Raw genomic sequence first — 20,926 nt, 5'->3', positions numbered from 1 at the left:
ACCCTGTTGACATCCGGCGGCGTTCGACGTCTTCTCAATGCCAGTGCGCATTGGGGCGCCACCTGTCCGCGGCAAGGGGGCCTAGCCTCCACCCAGTCGGTTTCGACCGTACCTCACATATCCCTTCTTCCGGCCCCATGAAGCGGACATCGGGCGTTTTTCGGAAGGAAGGTCCCATGTCTTCCCGCACCCTGTCTGACCGCACGGCCATCGACGGTCTGCGCCGCGAGGCCAAGCGCTGGCTGAAGGCCATAGGCGCCGGCGAGGCCGACGCCATCGCCCGCTTCCTCATCGTGTTCCCCGGGCATGCCACGGCGCCCAAACTGCGCGAGGTGCAGCACGCGCTGGCGCGGGAGCATGGCTTCCCCACCTGGGCCGCCCTGACGCAGGAGCTGGCGGACCGCGCCCGCACCATGGAAGAGCGCGTCCGCCTGTTCCTGGAAAAGGCGGTCAACCGCTACGGCACCGATCCCGCCACCCGGAAATGGGGTGACTATGAGCGCGATGGCGGCAGCCGGGGCGTTGTGGCCGCCCGCCTGCTGGCGCGGCATCCGGAGATCGCGCGGGCCAGCATCCACACCGCGGTGGTGGCGCACGACCTGGACACGGTGCGCGCCTTCCTGGCCAAGGACCCCGCCCTGGCGCGAGACCGCAGCGACTTCGACGGCTGGACACCCCTGGCCCACCTGGCCTATGCGCGCCTGCCCCTGGAAACCGTGGAGCCCAACGCGCTGGTCCTCGCCACCCTGCTGCTGGACGCCGGCGCCGACCCGGATGCCGGCTGGTCGGAAAGCCCCGAGTTCACGCCCCTGGTCGGGGTTATTGGTGAGGGCGAAGGCGGCCAGGCGCCGCACCCGCAGGCGGAGGCCTTTGCCGGGCTGTTGATCGACCGTGGCGCCGATCCCCTGGCCGCCCAGGCGCTATACAACACCTCGCTGGCCGAGGATTCGATCCGGTGGCTAGAGTTCCTGTGGACGCGATCGGTCCGGCGGGGGGAGACGGCCAAATGGACCGGCCCCGCGCCCCAGGCCCTGGGCGGGGAAAAATCCCGCAGCGCCGTCGCCTATCTGCTGGGCAATGCCGTGGCCAGCAACCACCCGCGCCGCGCGGCATGGCTGCTGGAGCATGGCGCCAGGGCAGACGACATCAACTTCTACTCCCGCCAGCCGGTCATGAAGCATGCCGTCATGGGTGGCCATGGCGCCATGGTGGACCTGCTGGTGCGGCACGGCGCGCGGCGTCCGCAACTGACCGAGGACGAGGTGTTCGTGGCCGCCGTCGCCACCGGCGACACCGCCACCCTGCGCCTGCTGGCAGAGGCGCATCCGGAGTTCCTGCGGGCCATCGCCCCGGTGAAGGTCGCCCTCGACACCGGCCGCACCGACATGGTGGAGGTCCTGCTGGACCTGGGCATGTCGCCCGACGTGGCCGACGACCACAACTGCCGCGCCCTGCATTTCGCCGCCCATGCCGGCGCGGTGGCGGCGGCGCGGCTGCTGATCGCCCGGGGCGCGGAGGTCGATCCCTTCGATGGGCGCTATGGCGGCAGCCCCCTCACCCACGCCGTCTATCATGGGCAACGGGAGATGGTGGATTTCCTGGCCGGGCACAGCCGCAATTTCCGAGGGCTATGTTTCGCTGGCAAAATTGATCGGCTGCGGACGCTGCTGACCGAGGAGCCTGACCGCGCCAACCGCCAGGACCGGCCGGGCGAGCCCGCCCTGTTCTGCCTGCCGGATAACCAGGAGACGGCGGTGGAGCTGGCGGGCCTGCTGCTGTCCTTCGGCGCCGATCCCACCTATCGCAACCCCCTGGGCCAAACGCCGGCCGAGGCCGCCCGGCGCCGGGGCCTGGACGATGCCGCCGACGTGATCGAGATGGCGGCGGAAGAATGGACCCCTCGCTAGAATGGTGTCCTCCTTCCGCCTGTGGTGGCAGCCGATGCGCCTTCCCGTTGTTGTCCTCTGCCTGGTCATGGCGATGCCCGCGGCGACAGTCGCCCGGCCGTCGCCCTGGCCGGGCGGTGCGCCTGAGGTCGACCCGGGACAGGATTTCTTCCGCCACGCCAATGGCGGCTGGCTGGATGAGGTGGCCATACCGCCGGACCGCCCCGGCTATTCCACCGCCACCCAGCTGACCGAAACCGCCGAAGCCCGGGTGCACGAACTGCTGGAGGGCGCCGCCCAGGCGGGAGCGCCGGCGGACGGCGAGACGGCGCAGGTGGGCGCCTACTACGCCGCCTTCATGGATGAGGCCCGGGTGCAATCGCTGGGCGGACGGCCCCTGCACCCCGATCTGATGCGACTGCGCCTGGCCGCCACCCGCACGGCACTGGCGGAGGTGATGGGCCAAGCCAACGCCAGTTTGCACGGTTCGTGGTTCCAGCTATCGGTGGATCGCGATAGCCGCGACGCCGCGCGCCACGCCCTGTACCTGGGCCAGGGCGGGTTGGGTGGCCTGGACCGGGCCTTTTATACGGAGGCAGGCAACGCACCCCGGCGCGCGGCCTATCGCGCCTACATCGCCCGGCTGCTGACCCTGGCGGGGTGGCCGCAGGCGGACTCGCGGGCCGAGGACATCCTGGCGCTGGAAACCAACATCGCCGCCGCCAGCTGGACCCCGGCGCAGCAGCGGGACGAACGCGCCATCTACAACCCCATGAAACCGGCGCAACTGGCGCGCATGGCGCCCGGTTTTCCTTGGACGGCGTACCTGGCGGCCGCCGGCCTGGGCGGCGTGGATCGCATCGTGGTGGTGGAGCGGACCGCCCTGCCGGCCCTGGCGCACCTGTTCGCCGTCACGCCCCTGCCGGTGCTGCGCGCCTGGGCCGCCTTCCATCTGGTGGACAATGCGGCGCCGTTCCTGGCCAAGGAGTATGCCGACGCCTGGTTCGATCTGCATGGCCGCACGGTGGAAGGCAAGAAGGCGCCGCCGCCCCGCTGGCGCCAGGCCTTGGCCCAGGTGTCGGGCGGCGGCTGGAAGGACATGGCCCACAGCCGGGGCGCCCTGGGCGACGCGGTAGGGCGGCTTTATACCGCCCGCTGGTTCGATCACGCGGCGCAGGCGACGCTGGCCGCGCTGGTCAACCGGATCAAGGCCACGGTGAAGGAGCGCATCGCCGCCTCCGCCTGGATGTCGGGGCAAGCCAAGGCCGAGGCGACGCGAAAGGTGGACGCCTACCGCGTCCTGATCGGCGCGCCGGCCACGGGCGACCGGTACGACGGTCTGGTCATGCGCAAGGACGACCTGTACGGCGATGTGGTGCGGGCCACGGCCTTCACCTGGGAGCAGGACCGGCGCCGGTTGGCGCAGCCGGTGGACCCGCAAGCATGGGCCATCACACCGCAGACGGTGAACGCCTACAACGACGGCGCGGCCATGACGGTGGTGTTCACCGCCGCCCTGCTGCAGCCGCCCGCCTTTGACGCCAAGGCCGACCTCGCGGTCATCTACGGCGGCATCGGGGCTATCATCGGGCATGAGCTGACCCATGCCTTCGACGACCAGGGCCGCCTGTTCGATGCGGCCGGCCACGCCCGCGATTGGTGGACCAAGGCGGATACCGCCCGCTTCACGGCGCTGGCCGACCGCCTGGTCAGCCTTTATGGCACCTGTCAGGTGGCCCCGGGGCTGACGGTCAACGGCCGCCTGACCCTGGGGGAAAACCTGGCCGACGTGGGCGGCCTGCAACTGGCCTTTGAGGCCTACCACGCCGCCCTGGCGGAGGGGGAAGCGCCCGTGGTCAATGGCCTGACGGGCAACCAGCGCTTCTTCCTGGCGTTCGCGCAGCTGCGCCGGGGCAAGCGCCGGCTGGAGGCGCTGCGCAACGACGTCGCCAACGATCCCCATACCCCGGACACCTGCCGCGTGAACCAGGCCGTGCGCAACCTCGACGGCTGGTATCAGGCCTTTGGCGTGGGACCGGGCGCCCCCCTGTACCTGCGGCCGGAAGACAGGGTGCGGATCTGGTAGGCGGTCACAGCCACGAGAAATCGAAGCGTGGGCGGAAGCCCAGCACGGCGGCGGCGCGGCTGGCGTCGTACACCCGGTCCAGCCGCGCGGGCAGCGGCCAGCCCCGGCGGTCGAACAGGGCCGCCACCCGGGGCAGACGGGCGCGAATCAGCCCGGCGGCCTCCGTCGCCAGCGCCGGGGCATCCTCCCGCTGGAAGGGGGTGAGGGCTGAGATGAGGAAGGTGCCGGGCACGATCCCCGCCGCCGCGTGCACATGCGCCGCTGCGGCGTCGGCCATGCTGAGCCCCCGGTGCAGACGGTGGGCGGCACGCACCGGGACGGCCTCGCGGAAACAGCGGGCGATGCGCAGGATCGCCAGGCCTCGGGCGTAGCGGGGGCCGGCCTGGGTGCATAGGTCCTCAGCCGCCCGCTTGGTCTCGTCATAGATGTCGCGCGGCCGGACGGGCGTCCCCTCATCCACCCAGACCAGGCCACCCGGCGGCGGCACCAGGCTGTGACCGTAGAGGGAGGTGGTGGAGGTGTAGACGACGCGCCCCACCCCAGCCTCAGCCGCCAGGCGCAGCAGCGTCGCCGTCGCCCGGACGTTCACGCGGTGGAAGTCGGCATCCGGCAGCCGCCCCACCTGGGGCGCATGCAGCGCCGCGACGTGGATGACGGCATCCTGGCCTTCGACCGCCCGTGCCAACGCGTCGGCATCGGCCACGTCAGCCTGGATATCCGTGGTGGCGCCGGGCCGAACGTCCAGCCCACGCGCCGTCCAGCCGCGCGTCCGCGCCTGGCGGACGATGGCGGCGCCCAGCGGGCCGGAGGAGCCGGTGACGAGGATGCGCATGGTGGCGGAACCCCAAAAAGCGAACGGGGGACAGGTTTCCCCGCCCCCCGTCTATACCAGGAACGTTTCCCTCAATCGCCGGGCGCCGACATCCGTCGGCTAGGCTTCCTCAGTTCCCAGTCCACTGCGTTCCCCGGAAACTTCCGGCGGCCCCACTTGGGGCCTACAGCGGCATGAGTCACAACCCCCTGCCGCTGTGCACCTATACGCCGCGGCGGCGCTCAGCGGCGCCAGGCCACGACCGTCTGCTGCTGCGTGCCCAACAGGTCAGAGCCCAGGCGCATGACGTCGCCGGCCTTCAGGTACTCAGGCGTCGGCTTCACGCCCATGCCCACGCCCGGCGGGGTGCCGGTGGTGATCAGGTCGCCCGGCTGCAGGGTGATGAAGCGGCTGATGTAGCTGACCAGCGTCGCCACGCCGAAGATCATGGTGCTGGTGTTGCCGGTCTGGCGGCGGGCGCCGTTCACGTCCAGCCACAGGTCGATGTTCTGCGGATCGGCAATCTCATCCGCCGTCACCAGCCAGGGACCGACGGGGCCGAAGGTGTCGCAGCCCTTGCCCTTGTCCCAGGTGCCGCCCCGCTCGATCTGGTACTCACGCTCGGACACGTCGTTGACCAGGACGTAACCAGCCACATGGCTGAGCGCATCGGCCTCGTCGACATAGCGGGCGGTCTTGCCGATGACGATGCCCAGCTCCACCTCCCAATCGCTCTTCACGCTGTCCTTGGGCAACATGACATCGTCATTGGGGCCGTTCAGGCAGCTGATGGCCTTGGTGAACAGCACCGGCTCCTTCGGCAGGGGCAGGTTGGATTCAGCGGCATGGTCGGCGTAGTTCAGGCCCACGGCCAGGAACTTGGGCGTCCCGGTGTAGGGCACGCCCAGGCGCGGGCTGCCGGACACGACGGGCAGGCTGGCGATGTCCAGCGCCGCCAGGGCGGCCAAGCCCCCGGCCGACAGCTGGGCGGGGCCGATGTCGGCCACATGGCCCGAGAGATCGCGGATCTGGCCGGCGGCATCCAGCAGGCCGGGTTTCTCCTGGCCCACCGGGCCGTAACGCAGCAGCTTCATGGGAAGTCCTGTCCCTGATTAGAAAGGCGCTCTGTTAGCGGTCGCAGTTTTCTTCCAATCTGACACCGCTGGCAATGCCGATCCTTTCATGGCGCCCCCCGCGTTACTGGCCGTTGCGGATGTAATCCGCCAAGCCCTGCGCCAGATGATCGTACAGCAGACGCACGCGCCGGCTGGACTTCAGGTCCGGATGCATGACCAGCCAGGTGTCGAGGTCGAAGCCCAGGGTGCCGGGCAGCAGGTGCACCAGGTCAGGGTCGCGGCGTCCCAGCCCCACCTGGCAAATGCCGATGCCGAAACCGGCGCGGATGGCGGCCAGCTGGGCCACGTCGCTGTCCGCGCGGAAGGCGAAATGCTCGCGGCCGAAATACCGCCCCCGGGCGCGCAGGGTGCGGATGACAGCCGTTTCGGTATCGAAACCGATCAGGCTGTGGCTGGCGAGATCGTCCCAGCAGGCCGGGGTGCCGTGCATTTCCAGATAACGTCGGTGGGCATGGAGCCCCAACGCGATGACGCCCAGGTGCCGGGCCACCAGCGCGCCTTGCGTGGGGCGCACCATACGGACGGCAATGTCGGCGTCGCGCCGCAGCAGATCCTCCGTCTCGTTGGACAGGGACAGCTCAATCGCCACCTTGGGATGGTCGCGGCGGAAGGCGGCCAGGATGGGGGGCAGCACCTCCACCCCCACCACCACACTGGCCGTGACACGCACGCTGCCCGCCACCTCATCCGCCGGGCCCGACGCCGCGCGCAACAGGGCGGCCGCGGCGGCGGCCATCACCTCGGCATGGGCGCGAAGCTCCAGCGCCGTCTCGGTCGGCGTCAGGCCTTGGGGAGAGCGGGTGAACAGGGTGGCGCCCAGCGTGCGCTCCAGCTCCTCCACATGGCGGCCGACGCTGGGCTGAGTCAGCCCCAGCGCGCGCCCCGCCGCCGACAGGCTGCCCTCGCGCAGCACCGCGAGGAAGGAGCGGTAGAGTTCCCAACCGGGTTCGTGCTTAGCCATAAATTTACGTATATCAACTCAACGGCCTTACGCAATTCCGTTTATCTATCCGACCCGTCACCTTCCCGGCATCGCAATGACGCCGACGGAGGAAAAGATGGCGACGACGAACGGCAAGACGGTTCTGGTGATTGGGGCCAGGGGCGGCGTGGGGGGTGCCGTGGCTGCCCGCCTGCTGGCCGATGGCTGGACGGTGAAGGCCCTGGCAAGGGGCCAGGGAGCGGGGGGTCGCGGGTCACGGCCGGACTTGGCCGCCGCCCAGTGGATCCAGGGCGACGCCATGAACGCCGCCGACGTGGCCCGGGCCGCCGCCGGCGCCGATGTCATCGTCCATGCCGTGAACCCGCCGGGCTACAAGGACTGGGACAAGCTGGTGCTGCCCATGATGGACAACACCATCGCCGCCGCCAAGGCCGTGGGCGCCCGCATCGTCCTGCCGGGCACAGTGTACAACTACGGCCCCGACGCCCAGCCCGACCTGACCGAGGAGTCGCCGCAGAACCCAGTCACGGTGAAAGGCGGCATCCGCGTGGCCATGGAGCGGCGGCTGCGCCAGGCATCGACCGAGGGTGCCCGCGTCCTGATCCTGCGCTGTGGCGACTTCTTCGGGCCCCACGCCGGCAACAACTGGTTCGGCCAGGGGCTGGTGAAACCAGGCAAGGCGGTCACGTCCATTCCCTACCCCGGCCCACACGCCGTCGGCCACGCCTGGGCCTATCTGCCCGACGTGGCGGAAACGGTGGCCCGCCTGCTGGCGCGGGAAAACGAGCTGGCGACCTTCGAGACCTTTCACTTCGGCGGCCATTGGCTGGAGGCAGGGGCGGAGATGGCGGCATCCATCCAGCGTGTGGTGGTGGCGCGGGGCGGCGCGCGGCCGGCCGTCACGGCCTTCCCCTGGTGGCTGGTGACCCTGGCCTCCCCCTTCGTCACCGTGTTCCGCGAAATGCGGGAGATGCGTTACCTGTGGCAGCGGCCGGTGCGGCTGGAGAACGCCAAGCTCAAGGCTTTCCTGGGGGCCGAGCCCCATACGCCGCTGGACGTGGCGGTGGCCGCAGCCCTGACGGATTTGGGGTGTGTGCCGGCGTGACGGCGCAGGGTCCGGGCTGGACAAACGTACCTGCTTCCACCATCAAATTTTTATTGGATACAAAATCCATGGGCAGGAGCAGGGAATGAAAAAGATGGCAGGAGCGAAATGGGCGGCGGCGGCGCTCGCCGCGGTGCTGATGACCGGCGCGGCGACCCAAGGCTGGGCCGAGGACAAGAAGGACAAGGGCGGCGAAGACGCGCCCAAGCCGGGCAAGATCGCGGAGCAGATCGAGGCGGCCACCGCCCGCGCCCCCATCACGGAGACGGCCAAGAGCAGCGCCCACAGCGTCACCATCCGGGGCAAGAGCATCCGCTACCAGGCGACCGCCGGCACCCTGACCATCCGGGACGACAACGGCAAGCCGACCGCCAGCGTGTTCTACGTCGCCTACACGGCCGAGGGCGCGCCGGCGACCAAGCGGCCCGTGACCTTCCTCTACAACGGCGGCCCAGGCTCGGCCAGCCTGTGGATGCACATGGGGCTGGGGCCGGTGCGCGTGCGCACCAGCGCGCCGGACAACACGCCGCCGGCGCCCTATGTCTATTCCGCCAATGAGGACAGCATCCTGGACAAGACCGACCTGGTCTTCATCGATGCCGTCGGCACCGGCTATTCCCGCCCGCTGGGCGACGCCAAGGACAAGGACTTCTGGGGCGTGGACCAGGACGTGGACGCCTTCGCCCGCGCCATCAACCGCTACGTCACCATCAACAACCGTTGGAACTCGCCCAAATTCCTGTTCGGCGAGTCCTACGGCACCACCCGCTCGTCCGCCCTGGCCAACCGGCTGCAGCAGGACGGCATGGACCTGAACGGCGTCGTGCTGCTGTCGTCCATCCTGAACTACGGCATCCGCCAGCCGGGCTTCGACAACATCTTCATCTCCTACCTGCCCAGCTACGCCGCCACCGCCTGGTACCACAACCGCATCGCCAACAAGCCCGCCGACCTGGCCGCCTTCCTGCAGAAGGTGCGGGACTACGCGCGCGGCCCCTACACCGTGGCGCTGGCCAAGGGCCAGGACATCACCCCGGAGGAAGAGGACGCTGTCGCCAAGCAGCTGTCGGCCTACACCGGCCTGCCGGTCCCCTTCCTGAAGCAGGCCAAGCTGCGCGTCAGCCTGCAGCGCTTCCGCAAGGAACTGCTGCGTGACGAGGCCAAGACGGTGGGCCGCCTGGACAGCCGCTTCCTGGGCGTGGATATCGATTCCGCCGGCGAGGGACCGGAGTACGACGCCTCCTCCAACGCGGTCACCAGCGCCTTCATCTCCAGCCAGCGCGCCTACATCAACGGCGACCTGGGCTATAAGACCGACCTGGACTATCGCCGCAGCGCCGACGGCGCCATCGGCCAGTGGGACTGGCACCACAAGATCGAGAACCGGCGGATGGAAATGCCGGACGTGGCCCTGGACCTGGCGCAGGCCATGCGTCAGAACCCGCACCTGCAGCTGCTGTCGCTGAATGGCTGGTACGACATGGCCACCCCGTTCTTCGGCACGGAATACGACATCGGCCACATGGAGCTGGAACCGGCGCAGCGGAAAAACGTGACGTTCAAGTATTACCCCTCCGGCCACATGGTGTACCTGAACCCCGAGGCGCTGAAGCAGATGGTGGCCGACCTGGACGCCTTCTACGACAAGGCGGCGCCAGCCGCGCCGTAAGGCTTCCCAAGAGGCACCGCGACCAGCCAGCGGCATGGGAGCCATGCCGCTGGTAGCCCGCGACTGCGGGCGCCGGAGCGAGCACCGCAGGGCGCAGCGAGGAAGCCAAGCCAGCGGATGCTGGCGCCCGGCGCATGAGGGAACACTAAAATAAGGTCACGATGTCGCCCCCCAAGCAACGGGCTGGACAGCGGGCTTGCCATCAAACATCAAACAATTTGATGACAACCCGCAACAGGGAGCTTGGGGATGCGTAAGACGATCGTGGCGTTGACGGCAGTGCTGCTGACCTCCGTCGCCGTGGCCGGATGGGCTGATGACAAGAAGGACAAGGGCGGCGACGACGACGCGCCCAAGGGCAAGGTGGCGGAACAGATCGAGGCGGCCACCGCCCGGGCACCCGTGACCGAGACGGCCAAGACCACGTCGCATACCGTCACCATCAAGGGCAAGAGCATCCGCTATCAGGCGACGGCCGGCACCCTGACCATCCGCGACAATGACGGCAAGCCCACGGCTAGCGTCTTTTACGTCGCCTACACGGCCGAGGGCGCACCGGCGGCCAAGCGGCCGGTGACCTTCCTCTATAACGGCGGCCCCGGCTCGGCCAGCCTGTGGCTGCACATGGGGTCCTTCGGGCCCATCCGGGTGCGCACGGCCAGCCCGGACAACAACGCCCCCGCGCCCTATACTTTCACCGCCAACGACGACAGCCTGCTGGACAAGACCGACCTGGTGTTCATCGACGCCATCGGCACCGGCTATTCCCGCCCCCTGGGTGAAGCCAAGGGCAAGGATTTCTGGGGCGTGGACCAGGATGTGGACGGTTTCGCCCGCGCCATCAGCCGCTATGTCAGCCTCAACAACCGCTGGAACTCCCCCAAATTTCTGTTCGGGGAGTCCTACGGCACCACGCGGTCGGCGGCCCTGTCCAACCGGCTGCAGCAGGATGGCATGGACCTGAACGGCGTCATCCTGCTGTCGTCCATCCTGAACTACGGCATCCTGCAGCCGGGCTATGACGAGGGCTACATCGCCTTCCTGCCCAGTTACGCCGCCACCGCCTGGTACCACAACCGCATCCCCAACAAGCCGGCCGACCTGGCCGCCTTCGTGCAGCAGGCGCGTGTCTTCGCGCGCGGCCCCTATGCCGCCGCCCTGGCCAAGGGCCAGACCATATCGGCGGAGGAAGAGGACGCCGTGGCCAAGCAGCTGGCCACCTTCACCGGCCTGTCTCCGGACTACCTGAAGCGCGCCAAGCTGCGCATCGACCTGTTCCGCTTCCAGAAGGAGCTGTTGCGCGACAAGCGGCAGACGGTGGGCCGCTTCGACAGCCGCTTCCTGGGCGTGGACACGGACGCCGCCGGTGAGGGGCCGGAGTACGACCCCTCCGACAGCGCCATCAACAGCGCCTTCATCTCCAGCCTGCGCGCCTATCTGGCGGGCGACCTGGGCTATAAGACGGACCTGGAGTATCGTGCCGGGTCCGACGACGCCAACGAGCAGTGGGACTGGCACCACAAGGTGCCCAACGTCGGCAAGCTGGAGGTGCCGGACGTAGCGTTGGACCTCAGCCTGGCCATGCGCCAGAACCCGCACCTGCAGCTGCTGTCGCTGAACGGCTATTACGACATGGCGACGCCGTTCTTCAACACGGAGTACGACATCAACCACATGGCGCTGGAACCGGCGCAGCGAAAGAACGTGACGTTCAAGTACTATCCGTCCGGGCACATGATCTACCTGAACCCGGACGCGCTGAAGCAGCTGGTCGTCGACCTGGATGCCTTCTACGATAAGGCTACCTCGGGCGGCGCATAAGAGCGGACCGCTTTACCCTGGCCCAACAAGCACTTGCCCGGTGATGGGCTTGGCCTCATCTTCGATCCATTCCGCCGCCGACGTCCCCCGGGATGCCGGCGGCCAACAACGATTGGGGTAAGCGATGCGCGCTGCCGTTCTGGCATTGACCGTGATCCTGGGCACGACCTCCCTCACGGCGGCGGCCCCGCCCCCGCCGGCCACCAGCCCGGCCGCCCCCCTGATCGAGCGCGCCAAATTCTTCGGCAACCCCAGCCGCACCCAGGGCAAGCTGAGCCCCGACGGCAAATGGCTGTCCTGGATCGCGCCGCGCGACGGCGTGCTGAACATTTGGGTGGCCCCCGCCAGCGACCCCACCAAGGCCAAGGCCCTGACGGCGGAGAAGACCCGCCCCATCCGCCAGCATTTTTGGTCCCCCGACGGCAAGATGATCCTGTTCGTCAACGACAAGGGCGGGGACGAGAATTTCGTGTTGTACGGCGTCAACGTCGCCACGGGCGAACAGCGCACCCTGACGCCGCAGGAAAAGACGCGCGTCGACATCATCGGCACCAGCCACCACATCAAGGACCGCATCCTGGTTGGCCTGAACAACCGCGATCCCAAGTGGTTCGACGTCTACAGCCTGGACTTGGCCAAGGGCAAACTGACCCTGGTGTTCAAGAACGAGGGCTATGCCGGTTTCGTCGCGGACGAGTCCCTGAAGCTGCGCCTGGCGGCCAAGTCGCGGCCCGATGGCGGAACCGACTTCTTCCGCGTGGCCGACAATAAGGTTGAAGCCCAGCCGCTGGGTGCGGTCGGGCTGGATGACAGCCTGACCACCAACCCCCTGGGCTATACCGAGGACGGCAAGACGCTGTACTGGATCGATAGCCGCGGCCGCGACACCGCCGCGCTGATCGCCCAGGACGCCGCCACCGGCACCACCCGGGTGGTGGGCCAAAGCGACAAGGCCGATGTGGGCGACGTCCTGGCCGATCCCAAGACGGGGGTGATCCAGGCCTATGCCATCGACTATCTGCGCACGGAATGGACGGCGCTGGATCCCAAGATCGGCGCGGAACTGGACTTCCTGAAGTCTCAGCTGAAGGGCGACATCCACGTCACCAGCCGCACCGACGACGACGGCGCCTGGACCGTGGTGGTGGATCCGGTCACGGCGCCGGCGGCGACATACCGCTTCGACCGCAAGGCCCACACCCTGACCAAGCTGTTCGTGAACCGGCCGGAGCTGGAGGGTGCCGACCTGGCCGCCATGCACCCGGTGGAGATCAAGGCGCGCGACGGTCTGACGCTGGTGTCCTACCTCACCCTGCCGGCGGGCAGCGACGGCAAGGGCGATGGGCATCCCGACCAGCCCCTGCCCATGGTGCTGTTCGTGCATGGCGGCCCTTGGGCGCGAGACGGTTACGGCTACAACGGCTATCACCAGTGGCTGGCCAACCGGGGCTATGCCGTGCTGTCGGTCAACTATCGCGGCTCCACCGGCTTCGGGAAGAACTTCATCACCGCCGGCAACCTGCAATGGGGCCGCAAGATGCATGACGACCTGATCGACGCCGTCGACTGGGCGGTCAAGCAGGGCATCACCACCAAGGACAAGGTGGCCATCATGGGCGGGTCCTACGGCGGCTATGCCACCCTGGCCGGCCTGACCTTCACCCCCGACGCCTTCGCCTGCGGCGTGGACATCGTGGGCCCCAGCAACCTGGCCACCCTGCTGAAGACCATCCCGCCCTATTGGGAGGCGGGCAAGCAGCAGTTCTACAAGCGCATGGGCGACCCGACGACGGAGGACGGCCGCCAGCTGCTGCACGACGCCTCCCCCCTGTTCAAGGCGGCGGATATCAAGAAGCCGCTGCTGATCGGCCAGGGCGCCAACGATCCCCGCGTCAACCAGGCGGAGTCGGACCAGATCGTGAAGGCGATGAAGGAGAAGAACATCCCCGTCACCTACATCCTGTTCCCCGACGAGGGCCACGGCTTCGCCCGGCCGGAGAACAGCATCGCCTTCAACGCCGCCGCCGAACAGTTCCTGGGCGCCTGCCTGGGCGGCCGGGCGGAGCCCTTCGGCGCCGCCTTCAAGGGCTCCAGCATCACCGTGCCCGACGGGGCGCAGTTCACGCCGGGACTGCAGGCGGCGCTGGCGGCCAAGTAAGCGTGTGACGGGGGAAGTAATGGGGCACGGGGGGGTGATGGGTATGGCGGGGGGTTGGGCGCGGGCGCATCGGGTAGGCATGGCGGCGGCCCTGCTTCTTTTCCTGTCCCTGCCGACCCTATCCCTGCTGGCGGCGGCGCAAACCGCCGCCGACAGCCCACCCACCGTCACCATCACCGGCAACCGCTTCACCGTCGAGACGCTGACCCAGGCGACGGAAGGTTTCGTCCAGGACCATGGTCATCCCTCCCCCCGGTTGAACCAGCTGACCCGGTGGGAACGTCCCGTCTGTCCAGAGGCGATCAACGTGCCGGCCGACGTGGCCGCATTTCTCACCACCCGCATCAAGACGGTGGCGGGCCAAGTGGGCGCGCCGACCCGGGACGGCTGCAAGCGTGATATCGAGATCATCTTCTCCGATACGCCCCAGGCCGTGATGGATGCCGTCGCGGATAAACGCTCATTCCTGCTGGGCTATCACTTCGTCAACCAGACCAAGGCGTTGAGCAAGGTCACCCAGGCCATCCAGGCATGGTACGTGACCGCCGTGCGCGACGGCGCCGTCACCGTGGTGGACGACCCGTATTACGCCTCAGGCATGCATTCCGACGATCCCTTGAAGGACCAGTTCCACGGCAACGGCGGCAGCCGGCTGTCCCACGACATGGCCAGCGTCTTCGACAATATCGTCGTGATCGTGGACACCACCAAGATCGAGGGAGAGACGTTCGGCAGCCTGGCCGACTACCTGGCCATGCTGGTCCTGGCCCAGCCGGCCAGCGCCGTGGACCAGTGCAACCCCCTGCCCAGCATCCTGAGCCTGTTCTCCGACGCCTGCCCATCGGCACAGCGGGTCCGGTCGCTGAGCCCGGCGGACAAGGCCTATCTGGAGGGGCTCTATTCCGTCGCCCCGGACGCGACCGGCAGCCTGCAGCGCGCCACCATCGCCACCCATATGCTGGACAGCCTCAAGACCAGCACCCTCGCCGCAGACGGCGGGACACCCGCGGCGAAATAATCCATGCCGATGCACCCCCTGCATCCGGCGCGCCAAACGACTTTTACCACGTCAGCGGGTTGACGCCGGATAGACGGCGATAGAGCTGAACGCGCGACCGTCATGCGCGGGAACGGCCGTGATCTGGGGATAGAGCGCGGTTGCGGCGCGAATGCGCGCGATGGCCGTCTGTATTTCGGAGCGGTTTTCGCCAATCAGGAACCGCATCATCCAAGGCTTCTCCGCCGGCCGCGCCAGCCCTTCCATCTGCCAAACGAGATCACCGACGAAGGCATAGCGCTTCCCCGAGGGCAAGTTGACGAAGACGACGACCGAGTCCGGCGTATGGCCGGGCGCCGGTACGATCACGACCGAGCCGTCGCCGTAAACATCATGGCTGCTTGGGAAACCGAGATAGGCACCGCCGTCGAAGTGATAGGCCTGATAGCTGACCGCGTGGAAGCTGTTGAGCACCTCGGTACCCTCACCATGCGAGTCGATAAAGCGCTGGCCGGCATCATCCACCAGTACGGGTATACCGTGGAAATCATCCACGCCGCTGATGTGGTCCCAGTGTGCATGGGTTGGAATGATCGCGGTAATCGTGTCGGCCTGCACCCCGGCCAACTGATCGATGATGGGCGTGCCAAGGTGGTGAGGCGACTGTTGGAGCGATGGCAGCAGTTTGAGTTGCTGCTCGACATTCCGCCCGAACCCCGTGTCGATCAGCAGGTTTCCCTTGGGATGCCGCACGAGCACGCCGCTCGCGGCGAATGCGCGCTTCTCGCTCCACGAACCGCCCCGAAATGCCAACGCCGCGGGGGTTTCGTATGTCCCTGTCGGCATCACGCTGATCGACATGGCCGCCGGAGGCGTGGCTGACGGCAGCGCCCCGACATCGACTTGCGGCACGTCGAGCCGGATCGGAGCGAAAGTCCAGGCGAACGAAAGCAGCGCCACCATGAGCACTATCGCGAGCCCGATCAGCGTGCTGTTGATCGGGCGGCGGCGCATCCGCGCCAAGAGCGCGTTCCCGCCTTCGATAGCTTGAGCCATTGATCTGCCTTTCGTGTAACAATAACGCATATTATCGCTACAACGATAATGACGACTATCGTTAGGAGTCAACACGCATGAGGGATTGGTCCCCCGATCATCCGCGAGCGAAGGTGATGGCGCGCAAGCGCGCTGCGATCGTGGCGGCCGCCGAGCAGGCGTTCGTGCGGGACGGCTATGCGGGCAGTGGAATGGAGAGCATCGCCCGTGAGGCTGGCGTTTCCATCATGACGCTGTACCGCCATGCTCGAACCAAAGACGATCTGTTCGCCGCGGTAATGGAAAGCGCGTGCCACCCGGCCGATATGGAAGAGTCGGTCAGGATCGAAGATGTTTTGAAGAAGTCGCTCGCGGACATTCTTCTCTTTGTCGGCGTGATGTTCCAGGAGCGTATTCGTGGCGCGAAGACGACCAACCTGCTCCGGGTCGTCATGACCGAGATACGACGATTTCCACACCTTGGTGCGCTGGCATACGATGGCCTGATCAATGCACACGTCGAAAGGCTGGACTCTTTCCTGTCAACTCGGGCCGAGACATCCGGGGTGCCGGCGGAGCGACGGCGCAAGATCGGCCATGATTTCTTCGAGCGGTTGGTCGGTCTCGATGACTATCGTGTGCTGCTTGGGCTGCCGGCCCCGTCGGCGCAGGACATGCGCAGGCGGGCGGAACTGGCCGCCCGGGAAGCTGTTGCGGAGTTGGGGAGGGAGCAACCCGCTTCCAATCCGCACGAACCTTGAGGCGCCAATCCCTTCCTGACCTGATCGGTCCCGAGCGCCGGTTCATCCCCGCCCCCGCCAAAAGCGCCTAACGATCTTGTTAAAATCGATGTTGCGATCGTTTCTCATTATCAGTATCAGGGTGCCGACCGATCCTGACTGAATAATGGAAACACGATGAAAAAGTGCGCCGTGTCGATGCTTGCCCTGTTGGCGGCGATGCAGGCCCCCTTGCGGGCCCAGGCCACGGAAGCGATGGACGCTGCCGTGGACACGACGGCCGCCGCCACCGACGCCGGCCAGGAAAAGACCCTGGACGACATCATCGTGAGCGGCACGCAGGCCCCCTCCTTCAAGGCGGAGGTGGTGCAGGTCGGCGCCTTCCGGAATCAGTCGCTGCTGGACACGCCGCTGACCGTCGCCATCCTGCCGCGCGCCTTGCTGGACGCGCAGGGGGCGCAGGGGCTGGACGACGCGCTGCGCAACACGCCCGGCGTGACGCAGCAGTCCACCAGCCCCCTGACCAGCAACAACTTCGTCTCGCGCGGCGTGCTGATGAACGCCCGCACCAACTATCGCCTGAACGGGTCCTTGCCCATCATCAACCTGGGGCCCATCCCCATCGAGAACAAGCAGCGGGTTGAACTGCTGAAGGGCGTGTCGGCGCTGTACTACGGTATCAGCACACCGTCAGGCATCGTCAACGTGGTGACCAAGCGGGCGGGGTCCGACCCCGTCACCAGCTTCACCCTGAACGGCGACAACAACGGCAGTTTCGGCAGCGGCTTCGACATTGGGCGGGAGTTCGGCGACCACAACGAATACGGCGCCCGCATCAACGGCTATGCCTCGCGCATCGGCACGCCGGTGAATGATGTGGACGGCCGGCGCTGGTTGATGAGCGGCGCCTTTGACTGGCGCGCCAATGAGCGCCTGACCTTCAAGCTGGACACCGAATACTACCGCCGTGAGATGGATGAGCCGGGTGGCATCACCCTGCCCAGCGCGGTGGGTGCCAAGGGCGGCAACGGGGGCACCATCATCCTGCCGTCCATCCCGGACCCCAGCCTGCGCTTCGCCCCACTGAACGCGCCCTACAACACCTGGGCCACCAACGTGGTGGGCCGGGCCGACTACGCCATCACCGACGACTGGTCGGCCCGTGCCGAGTTCGGCGTCGCCTCCACCAGGCGGCAGCGCACCATCGCCAACCTAGGGTCCATCAACCTGGCCACCGGCGCCGGCACGGTGAGCGGGACGTACACGCCCGACCAGGAATATCGCAACCAGAACCTGCGGTTGGAGGTGTCTGGCAAGCTTGACACAGGCCCGGTCAGCCACGAACTGCTGGTGGGCTTCAGCCGGAACCGGCAGACCCAGGAGGACCAGCACCAGCAATCCTACACGGCGGTGAAGCAGAACCTGTACGACCCGCTGACCATCCCCTATGACAGCCTGAAGTTCACCACCACCAAGCTGAACGCCGGCAGCGTGAACATCGATACCGGCGGCTACGTCATGGACATGGCGCACCTGGGCGATCACTGGCTGCTGATCGCCGGCGCCCGCTATGTCGATTACGACACCGCCTCCGCCGCCCGAAACTATGCCGTGCAGACGGTCACCCCGACCGCCGGGCTGGTTTACAAGCTGACGCCCAAGTCCAGCCTGTACGCCACCTATATCGAGGGCCTGGAAAGCGCGGGCACGGCACCCGACGGCACGACCAACGCCGGCACCATCCTGGACCCCGTGGTCAGCAAGCAGGTGGAGGTGGGCGGCCGCATGGAAGTGGGCGGCGCCATGATGTCGCTGGCCTGGTTCCACATCGACCGGGGCCTGGCCTACACCGACATCCACAACACCTACGTCCTGAACGGACAGGCCATCCATCAGGGCGTCGAAGCCTCCGCCCAGGGGGAGGTGCTGCCCGACCTGTCGATCATGGTCAGCGGCCAGTACCTGAACGCCCTTCAGGAGAACACCGGCAGCGTCTACCAGGATGGCCGGCGGGTGGAGAACACGCCGCGCTGGTCCGGTTCCATCTTCGCGGAATACCATCCGGACCTCCTGGACGGCGTCGGCCTGAACGCGGGTGTCTACTACACCGGCGATCGCGCGGCGGATGCGCAGAACCGCGCCACCTTGCCCGCCTACACGACGCTGAGCCTGGGGGCCAGCTACAAGACCCAGGTGCAGGGGAATGGCCTGACCCTGCGCGTCAACGCCGACAACGTGACCAACGAGCGTTACTGGGCCACCGGCGGCCCCACGCTCTACTCGGGCATGCCGGCCACGGTGCGCTTCTCCGCCACGCTTGATTTGTGAGGTCCTCAGGCGCCGGAGTTGTTCGTTTTCCTCGGGCGCCGGCAGGCCCGTCCAAGCCTTTGGCCGCCCTCGTTCCGCTCCTCCGGTGCTCACTCCGGCGCCTGCGGTCACAGGCCGAGCGACCAAAGATTGTCGTCAGCGCCCCCGGCATCGATTCTTTGATGCTGGGGCATGGCTGCCCTTGAAATTTCATGAGCGTGTTCGCTTGACACGCCCGGCCGATGCCGCTTTTATCCTGGGCATCATGACCGACACCACGACCACCCTGCTGCTTCTTATGAACCCGGCCTCCTGAGAGGACCGGGGATTTCGTCATAAGTTTGCGCAAGGTTCGTGAGTTTACCACATGTCGTGTCACGTCGCCCCCAGGGGCTCTTCTGCCAAGACCAGCATCGCCGCCGCCAGCGCCCAGCCGCTGACCCTCGCCGCGCGCCTGCTCCTTACCGGCGGTCGCCGGGCCTGACGGCCATCCGGCGGCTGTACCCTTGGCCGTATTCACCCCCCGACTGAATACATTGCAGCAGAGACGCCCTGACCATGTTGCGCGATCCCTCCACCAAGTACCGCCCCTTCGCCCACGCCGACCTGCCCGACCGCACCTGGCCGTCACGCACCATCACCCGGGCGCCGCGCTGGCTGTCCACCGACCTGCGCGACGGCAACCAAGCCCTGATCGACCCCATGGACGCGGAGAAGAAGCAGCGCTTCTTCGACATGCTGGTGAGGATCGGCTTCAAGGAGATCGAGGTCGGCTTCCCCTCCGCCTCGCAGACCGAATTCGACTTCGTGCGCAGCCTGGTGGAGGGCGGCAAGGTGCCCGACGACGTCACCATCCAGGTGCTGACCCAGGCGCGGCGCGACCTGATCGAGCGCACGTTTGAGAGCCTGCGCGGCGCCCCCCGCGCCATCGTCCACATGTACAACGCCATCTCCCCCTCCTGGCGCCGCATCGTCTTCGGCATGGACCGGGCGGGCATCAAGGACATCGCCGTCAAGGGCGTGACCATCATGCGCGAGCAGGCGGAGAAGTATCCCGAGACCGACTGGATCTTCGAATATTCGCCCGAGACCTTCAGCACGGCGGAGCCCGATTTCGCCCTGGAGGTGTGCGAGGCGGTGCTGGACGTGCTGCAACCCACGCCGGACAAGCCCGTCATCCTCAACCTGCCGGCCACGGTGGAAGCCGCCGGCCCCCACATCTACGCCGACCAGATCGAACGCTTCTGCCGCCAGATCAGCCGCCGCGACAGCGTCATCATCAGCGTCCACCCGCACAACGACCGGGGTACGGGCGTGGCGGCGGCGGAACTGGCGGTGCAGGCCGGCGCCGACCGTGTCGAAGGCTGCCTGTTCGGCAATGGCGAGCGCACGGGCAATGTCGATCTGGTGACCCTGGGCCTGAACCTGTACACCCAGGGCGTGGACCCGGGCCTCGACTTCTCCGACATCCAGTCGGTCGTCCAGACGGTGCAGTACTGCAACCAGATCCCGGTGCACCCCCGCCACCCCTATGCCGGCGAACTGGTGTTCACCGCCTTCTCCGGATCGCACCAGGACGCCATCAAGAAGGGCTTCGCGGCGCAGGCCGGCCGCAACGATCAATTCTGGGACGTGCCGTACCTGCCCATCGATCCGACCGACTTGGGCTGCGGCTATGAGGCGGTGATCCGCGTCAACAGCCAGTCGGGCAAGGGCGGGATCGCCTGGGTCATGGAACAGGACAAGGGCCTGAAGCTGCCCCGCCCCCTGCAGATCGATTTCAGCCGGGTGGTCCAGGGCTATGCCGACGAGACCAGCCGCGAGCTGACGGCGGCCGACATCTGGTCCATCTTCCAGGACACCTACTGCCTGACCGGCCTGCAGCGTTTCGAACTGATCGACTATCAGGAGACCGGCACCGCCGGCAGCAAGGAGCGCGTGTTCGCCGGCCGGATCAGCGTGGGCCGCGAGGAACGCAGCATCAGCGGCCGGGGCAATGGCCTGCTGTCCAGCGTGCTGGCCGCGCTGAAAGCCGACTGCGGCGTGGACCTGGACATCGTCGATTACCAGGAACACGCCATCGGCCACGGCGGCGACGCCCGCGCCGCGGCTTACGTCGAATGCCGCACTGGCGACGGCCGCAAGGTCTTCGGCGTGGGCATCGACACCGACGTCGCCACCGCCTCCGTCCGCGCCGTGCTCAGCGCCGCCAACGGAGTGGGCTGAGCAACC

Annotated in this window: 14 protein-coding genes; 10 read left to right on the top strand and 4 right to left on the bottom strand. The window is 67.5% G+C overall.

Annotation, left to right across the window (positions count from 1 at the left end; genetic code table 11):
• Window positions 1–176: 176 nt before the first annotated feature.
• The gene (locus tag P5F91_RS11860; protein WP_277907249.1) at window positions 177–1,907 is read left to right on the top strand and encodes an ankyrin repeat domain-containing protein; all 1,731 of its coding nucleotides are present in this window, start codon (window positions 177–179) and stop codon (window positions 1,905–1,907) included.
• A 34-nt stretch (window positions 1,908–1,941) separates the two neighbouring features.
• Entirely contained in the window at window positions 1,942–3,972 is a 2,031-nt protein-coding gene (locus tag P5F91_RS11855) for a M13 family metallopeptidase (protein ID WP_277907248.1), read from the top strand.
• A gap of 4 nt (window positions 3,973–3,976) precedes the next feature.
• Here P5F91_RS11855 and P5F91_RS11850 read toward each other — a convergent pair whose 3' ends face one another.
• From P5F91_RS11850 to P5F91_RS11840, 3 genes are all read right to left on the bottom strand, one after another.
• Window positions 3,977–4,804 (bottom strand): NAD-dependent epimerase/dehydratase family protein, encoded by an 828-nt coding sequence (locus P5F91_RS11850; protein ID WP_277907247.1) that lies wholly within the window; start codon window positions 4,802–4,804, stop codon window positions 3,977–3,979.
• 221 nt (window positions 4,805–5,025) lie between these two features.
• On the bottom strand, window positions 5,026–5,877 hold the full coding sequence (locus P5F91_RS11845) for a 2,4-didehydro-3-deoxy-L-rhamnonate hydrolase (RefSeq protein ID WP_145609718.1): 852 nt from the start codon (window positions 5,875–5,877) through the stop codon (window positions 5,026–5,028).
• Window positions 5,878–5,980: 103 nt separating this feature from the next.
• Window positions 5,981–6,880 carry a LysR family transcriptional regulator gene (locus P5F91_RS11840; RefSeq protein ID WP_145609719.1) on the bottom strand — a complete coding sequence of 300 codons (900 nt, stop codon included), beginning with the start codon at window positions 6,878–6,880 and terminating at the stop codon, window positions 5,981–5,983.
• A 97-nt stretch (window positions 6,881–6,977) separates the two neighbouring features.
• Here P5F91_RS11840 and P5F91_RS11835 point away from each other — a divergent pair, with 97 nt between their 5' ends.
• The 5 genes from P5F91_RS11835 (at window position 6,978) to P5F91_RS11815 (ending at window position 14,633) form a co-directional block, all read left to right on the top strand.
• Entirely contained in the window at window positions 6,978–7,967 is a 990-nt protein-coding gene (locus P5F91_RS11835; RefSeq protein WP_145609720.1) for an NAD-dependent epimerase/dehydratase family protein, read from the top strand.
• A gap of 85 nt (window positions 7,968–8,052) precedes the next feature.
• Window positions 8,053–9,636 (top strand): S10 family peptidase, encoded by a 1,584-nt coding sequence (locus P5F91_RS11830; RefSeq protein WP_277907246.1) that lies wholly within the window; start codon window positions 8,053–8,055, stop codon window positions 9,634–9,636.
• 249 nt (window positions 9,637–9,885) lie between these two features.
• Window positions 9,886–11,457 (top strand): S10 family peptidase, encoded by a 1,572-nt coding sequence (locus tag P5F91_RS11825; RefSeq protein WP_145609722.1) that lies wholly within the window; start codon window positions 9,886–9,888, stop codon window positions 11,455–11,457.
• A 124-nt stretch (window positions 11,458–11,581) separates the two neighbouring features.
• A complete protein-coding gene (locus P5F91_RS11820) occupies window positions 11,582–13,615 on the top strand; it encodes a S9 family peptidase (protein WP_145609723.1) in 2,034 nt (677 codons plus the stop codon).
• A 43-nt stretch (window positions 13,616–13,658) separates the two neighbouring features.
• The gene (locus tag P5F91_RS11815) at window positions 13,659–14,633 is read left to right on the top strand and encodes a hypothetical protein (RefSeq protein ID WP_277907245.1); all 975 of its coding nucleotides are present in this window, start codon (window positions 13,659–13,661) and stop codon (window positions 14,631–14,633) included.
• Window positions 14,634–14,684: 51 nt separating this feature from the next.
• Here the strand turns inward: P5F91_RS11815 and P5F91_RS11810 are convergent, their stop codons facing one another.
• Window positions 14,685–15,668, bottom strand: coding sequence for an MBL fold metallo-hydrolase (locus tag P5F91_RS11810; protein WP_186454636.1), 984 nt, complete (start codon window positions 15,666–15,668; stop codon window positions 14,685–14,687).
• 77 nt (window positions 15,669–15,745) lie between these two features.
• On the opposite strand from P5F91_RS11810, the gene P5F91_RS11805 reads away from it, so the two are divergent.
• The 3 genes from P5F91_RS11805 to leuA all read left to right on the top strand — a co-directional run bounded on the left by P5F91_RS11805 (window position 15,746) and on the right by leuA (window position 20,920).
• A complete protein-coding gene (locus P5F91_RS11805; protein ID WP_277907244.1) occupies window positions 15,746–16,408 on the top strand; it encodes a TetR/AcrR family transcriptional regulator in 663 nt (220 codons plus the stop codon).
• A gap of 177 nt (window positions 16,409–16,585) precedes the next feature.
• Entirely contained in the window at window positions 16,586–18,715 is a 2,130-nt protein-coding gene (locus P5F91_RS11800; RefSeq protein WP_277907877.1) for a TonB-dependent siderophore receptor, read from the top strand.
• Window positions 18,716–19,252: 537 nt separating this feature from the next.
• Window positions 19,253–20,920: a 2-isopropylmalate synthase gene (leuA, locus tag P5F91_RS11795; RefSeq protein WP_277907243.1), complete on the top strand. Its 1,668-nt coding sequence runs from the start codon at window positions 19,253–19,255 to the stop codon at window positions 20,918–20,920.
• Window positions 20,921–20,926 lie beyond the last annotated feature (6 nt).

Source organism: Nitrospirillum amazonense (genome assembly GCF_029594735.1).
GTDB classification, from domain to species: domain Bacteria; phylum Pseudomonadota; class Alphaproteobacteria; order Azospirillales; family Azospirillaceae; genus Nitrospirillum; species Nitrospirillum amazonense.
This window is presented reverse-complemented; position numbering and strand designations above follow the sequence as displayed.